General features: G+C 62.5%; 19 protein-coding genes. 8 read left to right on the forward strand and 11 right to left on the reverse strand.

Going from position 1 to position 18,759, the window contains the following annotated elements:
* A partial coding sequence (locus AC2LD7_RS19010; RefSeq protein WP_484599251.1) for a TRAP transporter large permease subunit occupies window positions 1-622 on the forward strand: 622 nt, incomplete at its 5' end.
* 118 nt (window positions 623-740) lie between these two features.
* Window positions 741-2,003, forward strand: coding sequence for an OprD family porin (locus AC2LD7_RS19015; RefSeq protein ID WP_484599252.1), 1,263 nt, complete (start codon window positions 741-743; stop codon window positions 2,001-2,003).
* A 140-nt stretch (window positions 2,004-2,143) separates the two neighbouring features.
* Here AC2LD7_RS19015 and pobA read toward each other — a convergent pair whose 3' ends face one another.
* Window positions 2,144-3,361, reverse strand: a complete 1,218-nt coding sequence (pobA, locus tag AC2LD7_RS19020) for a 4-hydroxybenzoate 3-monooxygenase (protein WP_484599253.1) — start codon at window positions 3,359-3,361, stop codon at window positions 2,144-2,146.
* Window positions 3,362-3,520: 159 nt separating this feature from the next.
* Here pobA and AC2LD7_RS19025 point away from each other — a divergent pair, with 159 nt between their 5' ends.
* From AC2LD7_RS19025 to AC2LD7_RS19045, 5 genes are all read left to right on the forward strand, one after another.
* Window positions 3,521-4,393 (forward strand): helix-turn-helix domain-containing protein, encoded by an 873-nt coding sequence (locus tag AC2LD7_RS19025; protein WP_484599254.1) that lies wholly within the window; start codon window positions 3,521-3,523, stop codon window positions 4,391-4,393.
* Between the two features lie 873 nt (window positions 4,394-5,266).
* Complete coding sequence (locus AC2LD7_RS19030) at window positions 5,267-6,208, forward strand: LysR family transcriptional regulator (protein ID WP_484599255.1); 942 nt, start codon at window positions 5,267-5,269, stop codon at window positions 6,206-6,208.
* Between the two features lie 173 nt (window positions 6,209-6,381).
* Complete coding sequence (locus AC2LD7_RS19035) at window positions 6,382-7,374, forward strand: TRAP transporter substrate-binding protein (protein WP_484599256.1); 993 nt, start codon at window positions 6,382-6,384, stop codon at window positions 7,372-7,374.
* Between the two features lie 90 nt (window positions 7,375-7,464).
* A complete protein-coding gene (locus AC2LD7_RS19040; RefSeq protein WP_484599257.1) occupies window positions 7,465-8,034 on the forward strand; it encodes a TRAP transporter small permease subunit in 570 nt (189 codons plus the stop codon).
* A complete protein-coding gene (locus tag AC2LD7_RS19045) occupies window positions 8,031-9,524 on the forward strand; it encodes a TRAP transporter large permease (RefSeq protein ID WP_484599258.1) in 1,494 nt (497 codons plus the stop codon). Before AC2LD7_RS19040 ends, AC2LD7_RS19045 begins: the two co-directional genes overlap by 4 nt.
* A 214-nt stretch (window positions 9,525-9,738) precedes the next feature.
* Here AC2LD7_RS19045 and mdcH read toward each other — a convergent pair whose 3' ends face one another.
* The 10 genes from mdcH to AC2LD7_RS19095 form a co-directional block, all read right to left on the reverse strand.
* Complete coding sequence (gene mdcH / locus AC2LD7_RS19050; RefSeq protein ID WP_484599259.1) at window positions 9,739-10,671, reverse strand: malonate decarboxylase subunit epsilon; 933 nt, start codon at window positions 10,669-10,671, stop codon at window positions 9,739-9,741.
* Window positions 10,668-11,288 carry a malonate decarboxylase holo-ACP synthase gene (locus AC2LD7_RS19055; protein WP_484599260.1) on the reverse strand — a complete coding sequence of 207 codons (621 nt, stop codon included), beginning with the start codon at window positions 11,286-11,288 and terminating at the stop codon, window positions 10,668-10,670. Before AC2LD7_RS19055 ends, mdcH begins: the two co-directional genes overlap by 4 nt.
* 81 nt (window positions 11,289-11,369) lie before the next feature.
* Window positions 11,370-12,155 (reverse strand): biotin-independent malonate decarboxylase subunit gamma, encoded by a 786-nt coding sequence (mdcE, locus tag AC2LD7_RS19060; RefSeq protein WP_484599261.1) that lies wholly within the window; start codon window positions 12,153-12,155, stop codon window positions 11,370-11,372.
* Window positions 12,152-13,018 (reverse strand): biotin-independent malonate decarboxylase subunit beta, encoded by an 867-nt coding sequence (locus AC2LD7_RS19065; protein ID WP_484599262.1) that lies wholly within the window; start codon window positions 13,016-13,018, stop codon window positions 12,152-12,154. The genes mdcE and AC2LD7_RS19065 overlap by 4 nt, the downstream gene beginning before the upstream one ends.
* Window positions 13,011-13,310, reverse strand: coding sequence for a malonate decarboxylase subunit delta (locus AC2LD7_RS19070; protein WP_045423103.1), 300 nt, complete (start codon window positions 13,308-13,310; stop codon window positions 13,011-13,013). Before AC2LD7_RS19070 ends, AC2LD7_RS19065 begins: the two co-directional genes overlap by 8 nt.
* A gap of 2 nt (window positions 13,311-13,312) precedes the next feature.
* Window positions 13,313-14,191: a triphosphoribosyl-dephospho-CoA synthase gene (locus tag AC2LD7_RS19075; RefSeq protein ID WP_484599263.1), complete on the reverse strand. Its 879-nt coding sequence runs from the start codon at window positions 14,189-14,191 to the stop codon at window positions 13,313-13,315.
* A complete protein-coding gene (mdcA, locus tag AC2LD7_RS19080; protein WP_484599264.1) occupies window positions 14,191-15,858 on the reverse strand; it encodes a malonate decarboxylase subunit alpha in 1,668 nt (555 codons plus the stop codon). Before mdcA ends, AC2LD7_RS19075 begins: the two co-directional genes overlap by 1 nt.
* 115 nt (window positions 15,859-15,973) lie before the next feature.
* Entirely contained in the window at window positions 15,974-16,411 is a 438-nt protein-coding gene (locus AC2LD7_RS19085) for a YqaA family protein (protein WP_484599265.1), read from the reverse strand.
* Window positions 16,412-16,452: 41 nt separating this feature from the next.
* Window positions 16,453-16,695 (reverse strand): hypothetical protein, encoded by a 243-nt coding sequence (locus AC2LD7_RS19090; RefSeq protein WP_484599266.1) that lies wholly within the window; start codon window positions 16,693-16,695, stop codon window positions 16,453-16,455.
* A gap of 183 nt (window positions 16,696-16,878) precedes the next feature.
* Window positions 16,879-17,307 carry a DNA methylase gene (locus AC2LD7_RS19095; RefSeq protein ID WP_484599267.1) on the reverse strand — a complete coding sequence of 143 codons (429 nt, stop codon included), beginning with the start codon at window positions 17,305-17,307 and terminating at the stop codon, window positions 16,879-16,881.
* 378 nt (window positions 17,308-17,685) lie between these two features.
* Between AC2LD7_RS19095 and AC2LD7_RS19100 the strand changes: the two genes are divergently transcribed.
* Window positions 17,686-18,639 (forward strand): TAXI family TRAP transporter solute-binding subunit, encoded by a 954-nt coding sequence (locus tag AC2LD7_RS19100; protein WP_484599268.1) that lies wholly within the window; start codon window positions 17,686-17,688, stop codon window positions 18,637-18,639.
* Window positions 18,640-18,759: the final 120 nt, after the last annotated feature.

Below are 18,759 nucleotides of genomic sequence, written 5' to 3' on the forward strand. Positions count from 1 at the left end.
CATGGCTCCATCCTCTCAAGAGTTGGAGCCTCCGGGGAAGCCGGGGCGGTTCAGTACCGTCGGCACCGGAATCTTCGCCGTGATCCTCGGCAAGATGCGCTGGGCCGGATTCAAGGAAGTGCTCTTCGGCACCGCGGTGACCACCGCGATGATCTTCATGATCCTGCTCGGCGCCGACATCATGAACGCCTTCCTGGCGGTTTCCCAACTGCCCGTGGCACTGGCCGAGGCCATCACCAACAGCGGCGTCGGCCCCTTCGTGGTGCTCGCCGGCATCCTGATCCTGTACCTGATTCTCGGCTGCGTGATGGACACCATGTCGATGATTCTGTTGACCATCCCGATCTTCTTCCCGCTGATCATGGGCCTGGACTTCTACGGCCTGGACCAGACCGAGAAGGCCATCTGGTTCGGCGTGTTGGCGCTGATGGTGGTGGAAATCGGCATGATCACGCCGCCAGTGGGCATGAACGTCTATGTCATCAGCAGCATGGCCCGCGACGTGAGCATGCGTGACGCGTTCCGGGGCGTCGTGCCCTTCCTCATCTCCGACATCGTTCGCGTGGTGGTGCTGGTGCTGTTCCCTTCCATCACGCTCTGCCTGGTGAGGTGGCTGACATGACCCGAACGCCCGGCTGACCGGATTGCCGCCGCTGGCGGTAGCGTCACTCCCCTTCGTTTTCAACGCATCCGCAACCGCGGCGGGGAGCCCTCAACCTTGAAAAAGGAAAACAACAACAATGAAACACCACACCACCCAAGCAAGCCGCATCCTCGCACCCACTCTGCTCGCTGCGACCATCGCTGCCCTCGCCCCGCTGGGCGCCAGCGCCGAAGGCTTCGTCGAAGACACCAAGATCACCGTAAACGCGCGCAACTTCTATATCGGCCGCGAATTCCGTGATGACGCGGTAAACCGCACCAAGGCCGAGGAATGGACCCAGAGCTTCATCCTCAACATCCAGTCCGGCTACACCCCCGGCCCGGTGGGCTTCGGTGTCGACGTGCTCGCCGGCCTAGCGGTCAAGCTCGACGGCGGTGGCGGCACCTATGGCACCGCCCTGCTGCCCGTGCATGACGCCGCCACCGATCCACATCCTGCCGACGACTATGGCCGCTTGGGCGTGGCCGCCAAGGCCAAGATTTCCAATACCGAGCTGAAGGTCGGCGAGATGATGCCGGTCCTGCCGATCCTGCGTTCGGACGATGGCCGTTCGCTGCCGCAGACATTCGAGGGCGGCATGATCACCTCGCGTGAATTCGATGGCCTGATGCTGACTGCCGGCCAGTTCCGCCAGAACAGCCCGCGCGACGATGGCAGCATGGAAGACATGAGCTTCGCCGGAGGCGTGTCCGACCGCTTCAATTACATCGGCGGTGAGTACGCCTTCAATGACAAGCGCACCACCGTGGGCCTGTGGACCGCTGAGCTGAAGGATGTCTATGAGCAGCAGTACGTGCAGCTGTTGCACACCCAGCCGCTGGGCGACGATCTGGCGCTGACCGCCAACCTCGGCTACTTCCAGGGCGACGAAGACGGCAGCGCGCTGGCCGGCGAGCTGGACAACAAGACCTACTCGGGTCTGTTCGGCCTCAAGGCCGGTGGCAACACCTTCTACGTCGGTCTGCAAAAGGTCAGTGGCGACACCTGGATGCGCGTCAACGGCACCAGCGGCGGCACCCTGGCCAACGACAGCTTCAACAACAGCTACGACAACGCTGGCGAACGTTCCTGGCAGCTGCGCCACGACTACAACTTCGCCGCCATGGGCGTGCCCGGCCTGACCGTGATGAACCGCTACATCAGCGGCGACAACATCGACGTAGCCGGCACCGATGGCGAAGAGTGGGGGCGCGAGAGCGAGGTGGCTTACACCATCCAGAGCGGCCCGGCGAAGAACCTCAACATCAAGTGGCGCAACTCGAGTTTCCGCTCCGACGTCAACGCCCGAGACCTCGATGAGAACCGCCTGATCTTCAACTATCCGCTGTCGATCCTGTAAGCGTTAACGTTTCGCTCCCGTTGTACGCGCCCTCCTCCTGCGCGTGATTGCTTTGGCCCGTCGATGACGGGCTTTTTTTTGCCGCAACCCGTACAGGCGCCGTCTATCTGCATGCGCGGCCGTCAGCAATCGGGCTCCGCTTACGGCCGTTGCGGCATGTCGCTGCGCTCATCGCTCTCGATCGGCTCGTACGGCAAGCCGACGTAGTTCTCGGCAATGGTCGTCAGGCCTGCTTGAGTGCTGGTGAAATAGTCCTGCTCGCTCAGCTGGATACGCCGACCGAAATCGTCGATATCGGGAAAACGATGTAGCAGGCTGGTCATCCACCAAGAGAATCGCTCGGCTTTCCAGACGCGTCTCAGGCAGATCGGCGAGTACCGCTCCAAAAGATCCGTTCGGCCTTCGCGGTAGACCTTCAACAAAATGCGATACAGGGTGCTGACATCGCTCGCCGCCAGGTTAAGGCCCTTGGCGCCGGTGGGCGGCACGATATGCGCGGCATCACCGACAAGGAACAACCGCCCGTACTGCATCGGCTCGACCACGAAACTGCGCAGCGGGGCGATGCTCTTTTCCAGCGACGGCCCGGTCACCAGCCGGGCGGCGACGTCTTCGGGCAGCCGGCTCTTGAGTTCAGTCCAGAAGCGCTCGTCGGACCAATCCTCGACGTGCTCTTCCAGCCCCACCTGCACGTAATACCGCGAGCGCGTGGGCGAACGCATGCTGCACAGGGCGAAACCGCGTGCGTGGTTGGCGTAAATCAGCTCGTGACTGACCGGTGGCGTGTCGCTGAGCACGCCTAACCAGCCGAACGGATAGACGCGCTCGAACTCGCGGCGCACCTCGGCGGGGATGCTCGGACGAGAAATCCCGTGAAAACCATCGCAACCGGCGATGTAGTCGCAATCCAGGCGCACCGTCTCAGCGTTGTGCGTGAAGGTCAGGTGAGGCGTTTCGCCCTTCAGGCCGTGTAGCTGGACGTCCGACACTCCATAGAACGAGACGGCAATGGATGCTTCGCGCGCCGCCATCAAGTCGCGGGTAACTTCGGTTTGGCCGTAGACCATCACGGTGTCACCGCCTGTCAGCGCTTTCAGGTCGATGCGCACTCTTCGGTCGGCAAACGCCAATTCGACGCCTTCGTGGACCTGCCCTTCGCGATCCATGCGCTCGGCGACTCCCGCCTCGCGCATCAGCTCGACCATGCCCTGTTCCAGCACGCCAGCACGGATGCGCCCCAGCACGTATTCAGGGGTTTGGCGTTCGATGATCACATTGGCGATGCCGGCGTTGTGCAACAGCTGGCCGAGCAGCAGGCCGGAAGGCCCTGCACCGATGATGGCGACACCCGTTTCCATGGAGAGTCCTCGTTTTTTGTTGTCGAGTCGCGGCGGGCTGCCGGACTGCTTCGAGAGATCCCCATGTTCGGTTCAGCGGAGGTTGGCGATAATGCATCCAGCCCTCGCAAACTTGGACTTCTATAAACTCGGTTCGATTACCGCCCAGAGGACGTTGCCGTGAGCTCCACGCGCCCCACCGCCGCCATTCCGGTCTACAAGCTATATGGCGACTCGCTGGATTGGCCGACCCCGGACCTGTTGCATTGCGAGTCGATCCCCGAGCGCAGCCGCGAGCATGACTGGGAGATCAGCCCGCACCGCCATGCCGATTTGACGCAGCTGCTCTACATCCGCCGAGGCTGGGCTTTGGTGGAAATAGAAGGCGTGCAGACGCGCATCGATGAGGCAGCCATCCAGGTGGTGCCGCCGTTGTGCGTGCATGGATTTCGCTTTTCCGAGCGCGTCGATGGTTATGTCCTAACCCTGGCCGCGCCGCTGTTGGCGCGTCTGGAAGGGGCACTCGGCGGTCACCAGGCACCGCTCGGCACCGCAGGGCTGCACGCTGCCGGCAGCGACCGACGCTATCTGGATACGTTATTCGATGCCATCGACCGCGAATATCGAACGCCCGCTCCGGCGCGCGACCTCTTGCTGCAATCATTGGTCGGCGTACTCGCGGTCTGGGTCGGGCGCCAGTTGCTGGTACGCCGGGCGAACGAGCGCCCGCTGCGAGGCCAGGCATTACTCGCGGCGTTTACCCGACTGGTCGAAGCCGACTTCTGCCAACGCCACTCGGTTGAAGACTATGCCCATCGGCTCGGCATCACCCCGGCCTACCTGAACACGCTGGCGCGTCGCTTTACCGGCCAGACTGCCCAGGGCGTGGTGCATGAACGGGTCCTGCTGGAGGCCAAGCGACAGCTGATCTACACCACGATGACCGTGAGCCAGATCTCCGACAATCTTGGATTTTCCGAAGCCGCTTACTTCTCTCGATTCTTCAAACGGCTGACCGGCATGCCACCGAGGGAGTTTCGCAATCGCCGCTGACGGGACCAGGCTAGGTCGTGGGCTAGAAGAAGGACGGCATCGAGACGATCGTTGGCAGAGTCGGCCTCGCAGGCGATGTGCTGGTGTGCGAGGGGTTGGGGTTCTCCTTGTTGCCGGCCAGTTGCGCCTCGGTGTTCAACATCGAGCACTGCGCGGCGATGCTGATCGAACAACCGGCACGGCGTTCGATCGGCCTGCTGGAGACGCGGCCAATAGGGCGACGCCCTCAATGACCGCTTTCATGGATTTTTTGCGTGAGCGACTTGGCGCCGCTCAGGGCTTACGTTGACGGTGCCTATACCGGTGCGCAGGAAACGCTATCGCCCATGATGAGTTACCGGCATGTCGGCGAGCCGTTGGGCGAGTCCTGACTGGGCGAGACCACCCTGTCGGTTTGGTCGGGCTCCGTTACTGCGGGCTGGTCGTCTATGCGGATCCCTAGGGCCGTCATCAGCGTCTCGGTTACTTCCATGAATGAATACCCATCGGCCCATATTTGGGTCGTGCCGTTCGACTTTTTCATTGTTTTCCAGATCTCTTGAAGCTGGAGCGCGCTTCAGCCGTTGCGTTCGGATTGCTGTAATGCCAGTGGCAATACGCAACTGCAGCATTGAACATGCCAGTCTCATCCTAATTTTTTATCCTTTAAATTCAATATGTTATTGATACCAGCGGCGCGGCACGTCTTGCAATTTGCATTGTCACCATCGCGTTACCATGCGATGTGCACGTGCAATGCACTCCAGCCGCTAGGACTACGGCTCATACCGCGCCGTTTAGCTCGTACGCGCCGCCGCCGATGAAAGCCGAACACCAATCCCGAAGCATGCGCACTGTTAGGCATAATCGACTGCCATGCCCCGAGCGCTCGCCATGCAGATCGACGAAGAACTCACCCTCAAGAAGCTGGAAGTCTTTCTGGCCTTCATGCGCAGCGGAAACCTGAGCAAGGCAGCGGCTGAGCTCAATACCAGCAATGTCAGCGTGCACCGCGCCATTCATTCGCTGGAAAGCGCCCTGCGCTGCCCGTTGTTCAGGCGTGAGGGACGCAACCTCATACCGATGGAAAGCGCCTTCGTGCTGGAGGAGCGGGCCCAGCATCTGATCAAGGACGTTGTCGAAACTGTCCGACAGACGCGTGAGGCGGCCGGCTTCTCGGCGGAACGGTTCAAGCTCGGCGCGTTGTACTCATTGACCGTGAAGACGGTTCCGCAGTTGATCATGGGGCTCAAGCTGCGCCGCAGCGAGCTGAATATCGACCTGATCCTCGGTTCCAACGTCGACCTGCTCTACAAGCTGAAAAACATGGAGCTGGACGCCGTTCTGATTTCCCTCGACGACAGCCTCATCAATATCGACTGCGAGCAGTTGCTGCTCTTCGCCGATGACATCTTTCTTGCTGTACCCGCCGATTCTCCCTTTGCCGAGCAAGCGGAGGTTGATCTGGGCGAGCTGCGAGACGCCACTTTCATCACCCTTACTCAGGGTTTCGCCACCCATCGCGACAGTGCTCGGGTATTCGATCAGGCAGGCTTCAAGCCGAATGTGGGCATGCAGGTCAACGACATTTTCACCCTGCTCAGCATGGTCAGCTCCGGCGTCGGCTACGCCCTGCTTCCCGGGCGCGTCGCGGCGGTGTACGAAAACCGCATCCGTCTGATTCCCTTGCAAAGCAAATACCGCTTGCAGCAGCAGATCGGCGTGGTGTTTCTGAAGGCCAAGGAGCGCGATCCCAACCTCCTCGCGCTGGTTGCGGAATGCCGCATGTATCGGTCCAGATCGTCGGCTCTGCCGGAGCCTCCCAGCAATCATTAACTTAGTCGTAACGATGCTAGGGAGGTCTTAATTGATCCACCTCCCCGTGCACGCTAGCCTGCATTTCACCCGAGCAAGGAAGCTCGGATAACAAGAAGAAATTCCTGTGACGTAATAAAAATAACTATGAGCCGCTTCGCGCGGTTCTGAAGTGTCAATCTAGGAGAATTCCAATGAAAGCCCTACTCCGTACGTCGGTTGTAGCTGCAATGCTGGTTGCCAGCATTCCCAGTTTCGCCGAAACCGTACTGCGCGCGTCCCACCAGTTTCCCGGCAACCAGGGCGACCCCCGCGACGAAATGGTGCAGATCATCGCCCGCGAAGTTGCCGCCGCCAATGTCGGTCTGAAGGTTCAGATCTATCCTGCGTCGTCCTTGTACAAGGCCACTGAGCAATGGGGCGCCCTGACCCGGGGACAGCTCGACATGACGGCCCTGCCGCTGGATTACGCGTCCGGCCGTGTACCGCAATTCTCCGCCACGCTGATGCCCGGGCTGGTGAAGAACTATGACCACGCCCAGCGTCTGAACGAGTCCGACTTCATCAAGGAAATACACGCGATTGCCGAGAAGAACGGCGCGATCATCCTTGCCGATGCCTGGCTGGCCGGCGGGTTCGCCTCCAAGGAAAGCTGCATTACTTCGCCCGATACCATCAAGGGCCAGGTCATCCGCGCCGCCGGGCCGGCCTTCGAAAACATGCTCGCCGCCGCCGGTGCCTCGATATCGTCGATGCCGTCCTCCGAGATCTACAGCGGCATGCAGACCGGCGTACTGGACGCCGCTAACACATCGAACGACAGCTTCGTCTCGTACCGCCTGTATGAACAGGTGAAATGCCTGACCGCGCCGGGTGAAAACGCCCTGTGGTTCATGTATGAACCCGTCCTCATCTCCAAGCGCACCTTCGACAAGTTCACTCCGGAGCAAAAGGAAGCCATGCTCGCCGCAGCAAGCAAGGCCGAAGCCTACTTCGCCGAGGAAGGTCCTAAGGGCGAACAGCGAATGTACGAAACGTTCTCCAAGGCGGGCGTCAAAGTGGTGAGCCTGAGCAAAGAAGAACACGACGCCTGGATGCAGGTAGCTCGCGACTCTTCCTACAAGTACTTCGCCGAGAAAGTCAAAGGCGGCCAAGACCTTCTGGACAAGGCACTCGCCGTGCAGTGATGCCCCACATGGCCGCTTCTTCAGCGGCCTTCGCTGTGTTCGAGCTCGCTCCGCGCTTCTGCTTTATGGCTCGGGTTTAAAGGAGTCCCCATGTCCAGACGATTTATTCGCTCCATCGAGGCGCTGTCGCGTCTCGGTGGGGTCAGCTCCGTGCTGCTGTTGATCATCGCCATGGTTGTGATGTGCCAGATGATCCTGATGCGCTACCTGTTCAGGGCGCCCACCGTCTGGCAGACCGAGGTCGTGGTATTTGCTGCCACCGCAGCGATATTCATTGGTGCGCCCTATGTGCTGATGAAGAAGGGCCACGTCGGCGTCGACGTCGTAGAGTTGATGATGTCCGCGCCAAACCGACGCCGCATGCAGCTGCTCGGTGCTGTGCTGGGCCTGGCGTTCTGCGTGCTGATGACCGTGGCGAGCGTCATCTATGTCCACGAGGCCTGGGAAGGTGGCTGGACCACGCCGACCACCGCCGCCATACCGCTGTGGATTCCTGCAACGCCCATGCTGGTGGGCTTCGGCCTGCTGTGCCTGCAATACGTGGTAGAGATGATGAAACTGATCTGCCCGGCACTGGCCATCTCAGAGCAGCAAAGCGACTCAGCCGCCAAAGACGAAATCATCGGACACAGCCGCCAGAATCTGGGAGAAGCACCATGACTCCGACCCTTGCAGGTACGCTTTTGATTTGTGCCTTGCTTCTGTTTCTGGCCACCGGCATGCCGATCGCCTTTGCCCTCGGCCTGGCGGCCATGGGCGGTCTATTCATGGCAATGGGGCCCGATGTGATCGGCGTTGTGGCGGAAACCATGTTCGCTGGCATCGGCAATCTGGCGTTCGTCTCGATTCCGATGTTCGTACTGATGGGCGCCATCGTGGCCGGCACTCCCGCCGGTGCCGACCTTTATCGCGCGCTGGACCGCTGGATGTACAAGGTTCCAGGTGGCCTGGTGTTGTCCAACATCGGCGCCTGCGCGGTGTTTTCCGGCATGACCGGCTCGAGCCCGGCCACTTGCGCCGCGATCGGCAAGCTGGGCATTCCTGAGATGATCAACCGCGGCTACCCTTCTTCGGTGGCGACCGGGTCGATTGCCGCAGGCGGCACGCTCGGCATCCTGCTGCCGCCGTCGGTGACGATGATCATCTACGGCATCGCCACGGAAACATCCATCGGCCGGCTTTTTCTCGCCGGGGTATTACCGGGCCTGATGCTGACCGCCATGTTCATGTGCTGGGCGATGATCGATGCCCGCCGCAAGGGCTTCCGCTTCGGTACCGAAGGTGTGTACTACAGCTTGCGCGACAAGCTGTCAGCGCTGCCTCGGATATTCCCGCTGATCCTGGTCATCATCGGCGTGCTTTACGTGCTTTACGGCGGTGTGGCCACGCCTTCCGAAGCAGCAGGCGCCGGCGCCATGCTCACACTGGTGGTGGTGGTGCTGGCTTACCGACTGTTCAAGCTGGGCACCTTCCGCAACATCTTCAGCTCCGGCATGCGTGAAAGCGTCATGATCATGATGATCCTGGCTTCCGCCGAGCTGTTTGCCTTCGCGCTGTCGTCGCTCTACATCACCCAGTCGCTGGCCGAGACGATTGCCAGCCTGGAGGTCAACCGCTGGGTCCTGATGGGCGTGATCAACGTGTTCCTGCTGGTGGCCGGGATGTTCCTCCCGCCGGTGGCCGTCATCGTGATGTCCGCACCTTTGCTCTTCCCTATCGTCGTGCAGGCCGGCTTCGATCCCTACTGGTTCGCGGTGGTGCTGACCATCAACATGGAGATCGGCCTGATTACGCCACCACTGGGCCTGAACCTGTTTGTCATCAATCCCGCACGTGTCGTCTGCCTCGTCCCGACGCACCGCGCCCATGCGAGCCTAGTAGGCTTCGTCGAGAGGACGAAGCATGCATCGCACCCCAGGTGCCGACGCGGGAAATCCTCTGGGGCGCCCTCCCATACGCACTGGTCATGGTGCTGGCGATCATCGTGCTGTGCCTATTCCCACAGATCGCGACCGTTCTGCCTGATTACGTCATGGGCGAAGCGCTCTAGAGCAAGATGTCGGCCTCGGCCCATCGGCCATATAGCGGGCTTCCTCGGAAGCCCGTTTTTTTATTCTGCGATTGAGCTGAGGCCAATCCCTGAGCAATAGCGTCAGATCCGCCGGCATCATCGAGCAGGCCGGTTCGTCAGATCTGTTCCCTGCAGGAGCGTCTGTAGACCAATGGGGCACCGCGGTTAGAGCGAGGACGGCTGAACAACCTCTACCGTCAGAAACGCGGGCATTCGGGGCGCGCGGCCCGGTAGGCAGCTACTTCAAGACTCGGTGTCGGTGCGATTGGGAATGAAGATATGCTTTCGTATCGCTACTCGGCTCGATCGGCTTCCTGACGCAGCAAGGCGTCAAGAGTGTCCAGCCGGGCGCCATCGAATGCGACCAGCGTGCCCTGATCGAAAACCCGCCGCGCCAGACCGGTGAGCACAGAGCCCGGCGGCAGTTCGATATGCAACCGCACGCCGCGTTCGTAGGCGGTGCGCAGGGTGCCGTGCCAGTCGACGACGCGGCACATGTTGAAGGCGAGGTCATCGCGCAGACGCTCGGCATCAGCGATGGGTCGTGCTGTGGTGCTGCTCAGGTAGCGGATACGTGGTGCGCGCAGCTCGACGCGGGCGAAGGCCTCGGCCAATTGCGCGGCCGGGGTGTTCAGCAAAGCACTGTGGGACGGCACGCTCACGGCAAGCCGCTTGGCGCACGACGCGCCCAACGCCTTCGCACGCTGAGCGACCGCCGCCATGGCCGCGTCCGCACCGGCGACGACGATCTGATTGTCGGCGTTGATATTGGCCAGATGCACGGGCGACTGCTCGCTATGCACCTCGGCCAGCAGCCGTTCGACCGAACCCAGATCCAGACCGATCACCGCAGTCATGCCGAATTCCGTCGGGTAAGCGTTCTGCATCAGCTCGCCGCGCAGCGCGACCAGCCGCACGGCGTCGCGATAATCGAGCGAACCGGCAACCACCGCCGCGGCGTAGGCGCCGATGGACAGCCCTGCCACATAGTCCGGCGACCCACCGCGCATCAACAGCCGCGCACCGGCGACGCCAGCGATCAGCAGACAGAGCTGCACGGCGCGGGTGGTGCCCAGCGCCTTTTCGCTGTCCAGATCCAGCGCTTCTTCGCCCAGGGCCTCACTTGCCTGCTCAAGGCATTCCCGCACGTCCGGCTCCTGCGGAAGGCGATGCAGCATGCCGGGTTTCTGCGCACCCTGTCCGGGAAAGGCGAACAGGCTGCTCATGCGACCTGCGCCTGCTGCTGCCATGGATTTTCGATCAGCCGCGCACCAGTGGGGCACTTGAGCAAAACGCGGGTCGAGTTACCGGCCCACTCACGCAGGGCGATGGCGCCGGACGGCGTTTCTAGTTGCAGGTCCACGCGGCAGGGGCTGCTCTCCAGAAGACCCAGCAGTTCCCGCGCCGCAGGGCGCGACAGCTCGGTCGGTGTGCGAAGCAGCAGATCGAGGTCGCTTTGCGAATGGACAACCGTAAGTCCCGTAGCCAGTTGGTAACCGACCGAACCGGTCACGCCCCAACGTAGCCCCAGGCCGTCTAGAGCGGGCTTCAGCAACGCCAACGCACACAGTGCCGGCTGGCCGCCGAGTGGCACTGACTCGACGAGCTGTTCGGGGCGCATGCAACGCACGACAGTGCTCGCCGAAACCACCGCAGCGAAACGCTGGTCGCGGCTGGCGCCACGCAGACCCACCGCTATCTGACCGCTCGCCACCATGGCCCGGCGCACCACCACCGGCTGCCCGGCGATAAGCACCTGACGCGCCCAAGCGGGTGCGTCGGCCGCGAGATGGGCTGGGGTCATGCCCCACAGCAGGTCATGAGCAAGTGGAACCTCACGCATCCGCGGCTTCCTCATAATCATAATTGTCGAGTTGCTGAACAAATGAAGCGGCACAGAGCGCTTAACCACCCTGCGCAATGCCTACCACTGCTCGCGCAGCAGCTCCCGCACCCTTAATGATGCCTCGCGGTTCGGCGCGCCGAGGCGACCGCGTAAGTCCGTGCTGTCGCCGATGTCCTCAACGGCCTTCAACAAGCAATCACGCACGCGCTGCAGGTCGCCGCCGGCCGGCTGCTCGATGTCGTTCACCGAAAGGGTTTCCCAAAGCAGGCCGAGGGTGGCGTAGTTGTCGATGTCGTAGGCCATCGGCGGCACCGATTCGGCCAGCGCCTCCAGTTCCTCGACGCTGCGCAGGGTGATGCGCGCAGCCGCGGCCTTGCCCATGGCGTGCACCATCACACCCGGGTCGCGCAGGGCGATGATCCGCTGGGCCTGGTAGCCGTGGGCGAGAAAGGCACCGGACATGGCCTTGCCGACCAGCAGGGCAATCACCGGGTGCCCGGCCAGCCGTGCCCGGGCATAACCGTCCACCGCCCCGGCCAGCGCCTGGTGAATGCCCAGGGCTTCTTCGCGGCGCCCGTAGGCCTGGCTCGGCACGTCGACCACGGCGATGAGTACGCGCTTTTCGGTTTTCTCATGGTCAGCTTCGATGACTTCATCCACGGCCTTGCCCAGGCCCCAACCTTCTAGCAGGCCAACCTCGCCATTGCGGGCACGAGGGAAGGGATTCTCGGCGTCCGGCACCACGGCGATATAGCGCGCAGCGCGATCGGTCAGCGTTCCGTCGACGACCTTTACCGACGCCGGATACCCCGCGAGGACTTGGCCGCCGGCCAAGGCTTGCAACCAGTTCAACCCGCGGCTCATTGGGCATCTCCTTCATAGAGGGCACGCACCGCGGCAGCATCGAGCTGTTCGCGGGTATCGGCGTCGGTCAGGCGTTGCAGAAACCAGGCGTGGCGGCGACTACGTGGTTGCGCAGGCTTGCCCAGAGCAAACAATTCGTGCAGCTGCTCGCGGATGGCATCGGTGTCATCGGCCACATAAGCGTCCACCAGACCGCTGGCAAACCTCTGCTCGCCGCCAGTCAGGCTCCAGATGAAGGGCCGGTCGCGCGAGTCATACTCATCGAGACCGGCTTCCTGCTCGATCACCTGCGGGCCGTTGAGGCCGACGCGCGCTTCACGGGTGACGACGAGGTAGCTGCACAGTCCGGCGGCAATGGACATGCCGCCGAAGCAGCCGACCGAACCGGCGACCACGCCGATCACCGGCTGGTGCTCGCGCAGCTCGACGATGGCCGCCTGGATCTCGGCGATGGCGGCCAGGCCCAGGTTGGCTTCCTGCAGACGCACGCCGCCGGTTTCCAGCAACAGTACGGCGCGGGTCGGAGTGCCCTTGCGGTTGTCCTCCGCGGCCAATTCCAGCGCGCCGGCGATCTTCGCACCACCGACTTCGCCCATGCTGCCGCCCTGGAAGGCGCCTTCGATGGCGGCGATTACGGCCGGCTGGCCGTCGATGGTGCCCTTGGCGACCACTACGCCATCGTCGGCCTGAGTAACGATGCCCTGCTTCGGCAGCCACGGCGAGGTGACGCGATCGAACGGATCGAGCAGTTCGCGGAAGCTGCCTTCATCCAGCAGTGCGCGAGCCCGCTGGCGGGCGCCGAGCTCGACGAAGCTGCGCGACTTGAGTAAACGGGCCACATTGTTAGCAGACGAATCAGTCATGGCCGACCTCCTCCAAGCCCTGCTCCAGACGCAGACGGACTACGCCGGGTGTGGCCCCAAAATCGTGAATATCGATGTTCAGTGCCGGCAGGTTCTGCTCGCGAAACATCCGCTCGAACAGTTGCTGCCAGCGCTGCTCGGCGCCGTTGACCGAGGTGACCACCTGGATCGCCAGCTTGCCGGCCTGGCCGGGTTCGAGCAGCACTTCCAGATCGCCCGAGCCGACCACGCCGACCAGGGCCTTGCCGCGGGCGGGTTGCCCGGCGGGAAATTCGAAAGACAGGGTTTCCATGATCAGTTGCTCCCAATCGGCGCCGACGCGGCAGGCATCAGGCGGTCGAGGAATAAGGTGGCGGCGAGCAGGTCGGCGGCGCCGCCTGGCGAGGCATTCAACGCGAGCATGTCGCGGTCCAGTTCACGCAGCTGACGGCGACCGGCGAGGCTGGCGCAACCACCGGCGGCGAGCACGGCGCGGGCGCCGGCTTGCATGCGGGTCAGGCCGTCTAGGCCAGCGCGGTGCAGTACACAGGTGTCGGTGAGCCCGGACATGATCGCCAGCAGCGCATCGAGCCGGGCGTTCTGCTCGCCAACGCCATCGCGACGGCTGGCCACGAGTTGTGGCAAGCCCTGGTCGACAACGGCGGGAAAGCTGTGCTGCGCCTGTTCGCGAGCGCCGAGTACGCCATAGGTGCGGCAGACCCGCGCGCCGTGGCTGTCGGGATTGGCCGGTGCGGCGGGATCGCTCAGCCGTGCCAATGCCGCTGCGGTATCGGCGATACGTCGAGTCTCGGGTGAGTCGGCATTGAGCGCCGCCGCTGCCGTGAGCAGCCCCAGCGCCCAGATCGCGCCGCGATGGGTATTCACGCCATCGGTGGCGCGCAGCATCTCCGTTTCGCCGTCGCGGCCCAGTTGGCCGAGCGCTTCGCGCAGCGGCTGGCCCACTTCGCCGATTGATTGCGCCGCCTCGGCCATGGTCTTGAAGGTCGGCCACAGCGCACGCGCCGAAGCGTGCATCAGGCCTAGGTGCAGATCACTGTGCGCGCCGTTGCCGCGCTTATCCACCAGCCCCGGCTTTGGCGAAAGATCCGCCTCGTCGATCAGCACCTGCACCGCCAAGTCCGCCAAGCGCTCGGCCAGTGACGGCTGCAGCTGTCTTGCAATAAGAGCGCTCATCACCAGCTCCTGAATTTGGCAGGCGGGTTGTAGAGGCCGCCGGACCAGTCGACCAGCTCGGCGATGCTCTTGGCCGCCAGCAGCTCACGGCTAGCGTCGTTGCGGCGGATACCGAGGTCTTCCGGCAGCGCGATCAGCCCTTCGCGGCGCATGCGCTCGGTGTCTTTCGGGTTGTGGCGCAGGCCGATGCTGGTGACGCCGGCCACCGCGGCGATCATCGCCTGACGTTCTTCCAGCGAACGCGCCTTGTACAGGTAGGCGATGCCTTCCTCGGTGAGCAGGTGGGTGACGTCGTCGCCGTAGATCATGATCGGCGCCAGCGGCATGCCGCTCTTCCTCGCCACCTCCACCGCATCGAGCTGCTCGACAAAGGTGGGTTTGCCGCCTTCCTGGAAGGTCTCGACCATCTGCACCACGAGCTTCTTGCCGCGCTCGAGCAGGGTCACCGGGGCTTCGCCACCGGGCATGGCCATGTCCAGCCAGGCCGGCGTCGGATGGCGACGGCCGCGCGGGTCGTGGCCCATGTTCGGTGCGCCGCCGAAGCCGGCCAGCCGCCCACGGGTAACGGTGGACGAATGGCCGTCGCCATCAACTTGCAAGGTGGCGCCGATGAACAGGTCCACCGCGTACTGCCCGGCCAGCTGGCACATCATGCGGTTGGAGCGCATCGAGCCGTCGCGGCCGGTGAAGAACACGTCCGGGCGATGGGCGATGTAGTTCTCCATGCCCAGTTCGGTGCCGAAGCAGTGCACGCTCTCGACCCAGCCGGTCTCGATCGCTGGGATCAGTGTCGGGTGCGGGTTGAGCGTCCAGTTGCGGCATATCTTGCCTTTCAGGCCGAGGGATTCGCCGTAGGTCGGCAGGATCAGCTCGATGGCGGCGGTGTTGAAACCGATGCCGTGGTTCAGCGACTGCACGTTGTGTTTTTCGTAGATGCCGCGGATCGCCATCATCGCCATCAGCACGTGCACTGGCTTGATGTGGCGCGGGTCGCGGGTAAACAGCGGCTCGATGTAGAACGGCTTGTCGGCGACCACGACGAAATCGACCCAGCTGGCGGGGATGTCCACCCGCGGCAACTCGTCGACGATCTCGTTGACCTGGAAGATGACAATGCCATCGGAGAAGGCCGTGGGCTCGACCAGCGCCGGGGTGTCTTCGGTGCTGGGGCCGGTGTAGATGTTGCCGTGGCGGTCGGCCTGGAAACCGGCCACCAGCGCGACGTTGGGGATCAGGTCCACCAAGAGGCGCGAATAGAGTTCGATGTAGGTGTGGATGGCGCCGACTTCCAGCAGGCCATCTTCGAGCAGCTGGCTGATGCGCAGGCTCTGCGGACCGGCAAAGGAAAAGTCCAGCTTGCGCGCGATCTGCCGTTCAAAGAGATCCAGATGCTCGGCGCGGCTGACGCTGGGCATGATCATGTGTAGGTCATGCAGCTTGCCGGGGTCGACCTGAGCCAGCGAGCGGGAAAGGAAGTCCGCCTGCTTCTGGTTGTTGCCCTCAAGCACCACCCGATCGCCTGGCGCGATCAGCGCCTCGAGCGCCGCGACGATCTTGTCGCTCGGCAACACCACGCCGTCGGCAAGAGTGCGCACCTGATCGATCCGCCGGGCTTTTTCAGCGCGACGACGCGACCACTGCGGCGGTGGGGATATTGTTGTTGTCATGCTGACTCCACAGGTTTCCGCTTTGTGGAGCACAGTAGGGAGATGACCGAAGTGTCATCAATCAAGCTGAGTAACGTTTCGTTACGCTGAGGTTAATGACGGCTCTGCAGCGCCCTTAGAGCCAGCCCAGGGTAATGCCGGCGAGCAGCAGATAACGGCTTCCCTTGGCCAGCGTCACCAGCAGCAGGAAACTCCAGAGCGGCTCACGCAGGGTTCCGGCGACCACCGTCAGTGGATCACCGATGATTGGCACCCAGCTCAGCAATAGCGACCAACGGCCGTAGCGGTGATAGGCGCGCTGGGCCTTGTCGAGTTGTTGTTCGTTCACCGGGAACCAGCGCTTGCCGCGCAGACGTTCGATGTAGCGGCCGATCAGCCAGTTGGCCAGCGAACCCAGGACGTTGCCGAACGTGGCGACGCCCAGCAGCATCCATGGCGAAAACGACTCGCTCAGCAGCAGCCCGACCAACACGGCTTCGGATTGCGCCGGCAGGAGCGTGGCAGCGGCAAGGGCCGCGAGAAACAAGCCGAAGTAACCGGACAGCTCGAACATGATCGTTACAAGCCAGCAGAGCCGCGGCGCGAAGCCTGGGCTCAGCGCCCTGGTTGCGGGCGAAAACCCGGCACCGCGCTGGGACGCTCGACACGCGTGGCGGGTTGGGTGCAATTGAGGTCGCGGAATGGCTGGCCATTGAGCAGCTCCCAGCCATGCCCGGGCGGCGTTTGCCGACAAATGACGGTGCCGTCGGCCTTGCTCTGCCACTGGTAATAAGGCGCCGGGCCGGCAGAGGCCAGCAACGGCAGGAACAGGCTGAACGCAACAAATACAACGCGCATGGGTCGGGCTTCGGTAGGGAGCTGGCGGCCACTTTAGCCGGATCGGCGTGTGGCGCAAGCGCGCCGGTCGAGATGCAGGGTGTTTGCAGGATGTAGTTGAACTCGCGAAACCCATGCTGACGGAGTCGATAGGTATCACGGTGCTCAGCGACCCTGCGAATCTTGAGCTTTATGAGATCTCGCTCAATACCAGACCTTCGCCGCCTCGCGCATGAAGATTTCCACCGTCTTCGGCCCGACGCCTTCGAACTCGGCCAAGCGCTTCTCCAGATCCTTACGGTTCTCGCTCTGCTCGTGGATGCCACCGAGCTTGCCGCCATATTCGTCGTTGAGCTTGGTGCACAACTTCCGCAGGCGTTCGGCAGTCGATTCGTCGTAACGCACGTAATGACCTTCGCCGAGCATGTCCACCAGTGCCTGCCAGCTGCAGTTGCAGAGTTTTCTCGGCGTGTCGCGCTTGTGCTTGTCGACGATGACCCGATAGGCCTCGGCAGCGATGTCCTGCTGGATGCGTTTGCCGAACAGGAAGCTGGCGATGAACCATTTGAATAGCTCGCCTTCGCCCTTCTCGATTTCGATACCCAAGTCCTTCGCGCTGATTTCGCTAACCATGATGTGCCTCGCCTGGAAAATTCTTCCAATTGCGACGCCAAGATACGAGCAGGGTTTCCGGTGAGCCAAAAATGACGTAGGCGAAAAACCGCCTATCGGCTCGCAAGAATAGGCAGCTTTTTGCCCACACATCACGGAGCAATGTTCTGACAGCATGCGCCAGAGCACTCGCCTAGTGCTGGCACGGCTCGTGCTATGTAATTATTGCCCGATGCGATCAAAGACAAGAAAAGCCGCACAGCGCGCTCGCTTTCTCCGCTCGAAAGCCTATATACGTGTGCCTCCGCTCTTTCTTGTCCGCTTGCAGTGCTAAGGCTGCTGCTGATCGTCTATCGTCAGTTCTGCAAAAAACCAATAACAAAGAAACGGAGAAACACAATGAGATTGACCAAACACTTCACCCTGCTGGCTGCCGCAGCGGCGTTCACCGCCAGCACCGCCGCAGTTGCCGCGCCAACCTTCATCAATATCCTCACTGGCGGCACCAGCGGTGTTTACTACCCGATCGGCGTAGCCATCTCCCAGCTGTACAGCAAAGGCATCGAAGGCTCGAAAACTTCCGTACAGGCCACCAAGGCTTCGGTCGAAAACCTGAACCTGCTGCAAGCAGGTCGCGGTGAGCTGGGCCTCGCGCTCGGTGATTCCGTGGCAGACGGCTGGAATGGTGTCGAAGACGCCGGCTTCAAGGCTCCGCTGAAGAAGCTGCGCGCCATCGGCGGCAGCTACCCGAACTACATCCAGATCGTCGCCAGCAAAGAGTCCGGAATCAAGACGCTGGCCGACCTCAAGGGCAAATCGCTGTCCGTCGGCGCGCCCAAGTCCGGTACCGAGCTCAATGCACGCGCCATTCTCAAGGCCGCCGGTCTGAGCTATGAAGACATGGGCAAGGTCGAGTACCTACCGTTCGCCGAGTCCGTTGAACTGATCAAGAACCGCCAGCTCGACGCCACCCTGCAGTCCGCCGGCCTGGGCATGGCTGCGATCCGTGACCTGTCATCGACCATGCCGCTGAACTACGTGGAAGTCCCGGCAGACGTGGTCGCCAAAATCAACAACCCGGCCTACCAGTCAGCCAACATCCCTGCCGGCACCTACGACGGCCAGGATGCCGACGTGCCGACAGTTGCAATCACCAACATTCTGGTTACCCATGAAGATGTGCCCGATGACGTGGCCTACCAGATGACCAAGCTGCTGTTCGAAAACCTCGATCAGCTGAGCAAGGCTCACTCGGCCGCTAAGGACATCAAGCTGGAAAACGCTACCAAGTCGTTGCCGATCCCGCTACATCCGGGTGCCGAGCGTTACTACAAGGAAGTCGGCGCACTCTGAGTACGCCAGGAGCGGCAATCGCCGCTCCGACTCACGGCGGCGAGCGCATTCCGCGCTCGCGGCCGGAACAATCCCAAACCGACCGTTTGCAGAGGTGCTAGTAAAACCAGCGTGCGTTCA

It is taken from the genome of Stutzerimonas sp., assembly GCF_982611455.1.

Coding starts and splice junctions, on each gene's coding strand:
- AC2LD7_RS19085 (WP_484599265.1), bottom strand. CDS start 16,411: ATGTTCGAGCTGTCCGGTTACTTCGGCTTGTTTCTCGCGGCCCTTGCC.
- AC2LD7_RS19065 (WP_484599262.1), bottom strand. CDS start 13,018: ATGACTGATTCGTCTGCTAACAATGTGGCCCGTTTACTCAAGTCGCGC.
- AC2LD7_RS19070 (WP_045423103.1), bottom strand. CDS start 13,310: ATGGAAACCCTGTCTTTCGAATTTCCCGCCGGGCAACCCGCCCGCGGC.
- mdcE (WP_484599261.1), bottom strand. CDS start 12,155: ATGAGCCGCGGGTTGAACTGGTTGCAAGCCTTGGCCGGCGGCCAAGTC.
- AC2LD7_RS19095 (WP_484599267.1), bottom strand. CDS start 17,307: ATGGTTAGCGAAATCAGCGCGAAGGACTTGGGTATCGAAATCGAGAAG.
- mdcA (WP_484599264.1), bottom strand. CDS start 15,858: ATGACAACAACAATATCCCCACCGCCGCAGTGGTCGCGTCGTCGCGCT.
- AC2LD7_RS19075 (WP_484599263.1), bottom strand. CDS start 14,191: ATGAGCGCTCTTATTGCAAGACAGCTGCAGCCGTCACTGGCCGAGCGC.
- AC2LD7_RS19100 (WP_484599268.1), top strand. CDS start 17,686: ATGAGATTGACCAAACACTTCACCCTGCTGGCTGCCGCAGCGGCGTTC.
- AC2LD7_RS19035 (WP_484599256.1), top strand. CDS start 6,382: ATGAAAGCCCTACTCCGTACGTCGGTTGTAGCTGCAATGCTGGTTGCC.
- AC2LD7_RS19015 (WP_484599252.1), top strand. CDS start 741: ATGAAACACCACACCACCCAAGCAAGCCGCATCCTCGCACCCACTCTG.
- AC2LD7_RS19090 (WP_484599266.1), bottom strand. CDS start 16,695: ATGCGCGTTGTATTTGTTGCGTTCAGCCTGTTCCTGCCGTTGCTGGCC.
- AC2LD7_RS19055 (WP_484599260.1), bottom strand. CDS start 11,288: ATGCGTGAGGTTCCACTTGCTCATGACCTGCTGTGGGGCATGACCCCA.
- AC2LD7_RS19040 (WP_484599257.1), top strand. CDS start 7,465: ATGTCCAGACGATTTATTCGCTCCATCGAGGCGCTGTCGCGTCTCGGT.
- AC2LD7_RS19030 (WP_484599255.1), top strand. CDS start 5,267: ATGCAGATCGACGAAGAACTCACCCTCAAGAAGCTGGAAGTCTTTCTG.
- pobA (WP_484599253.1), bottom strand. CDS start 3,361: ATGGAAACGGGTGTCGCCATCATCGGTGCAGGGCCTTCCGGCCTGCTG.
- mdcH (WP_484599259.1), bottom strand. CDS start 10,671: ATGAGCAGCCTGTTCGCCTTTCCCGGACAGGGTGCGCAGAAACCCGGC.
- AC2LD7_RS19045 (WP_484599258.1), top strand. CDS start 8,031: ATGACTCCGACCCTTGCAGGTACGCTTTTGATTTGTGCCTTGCTTCTG.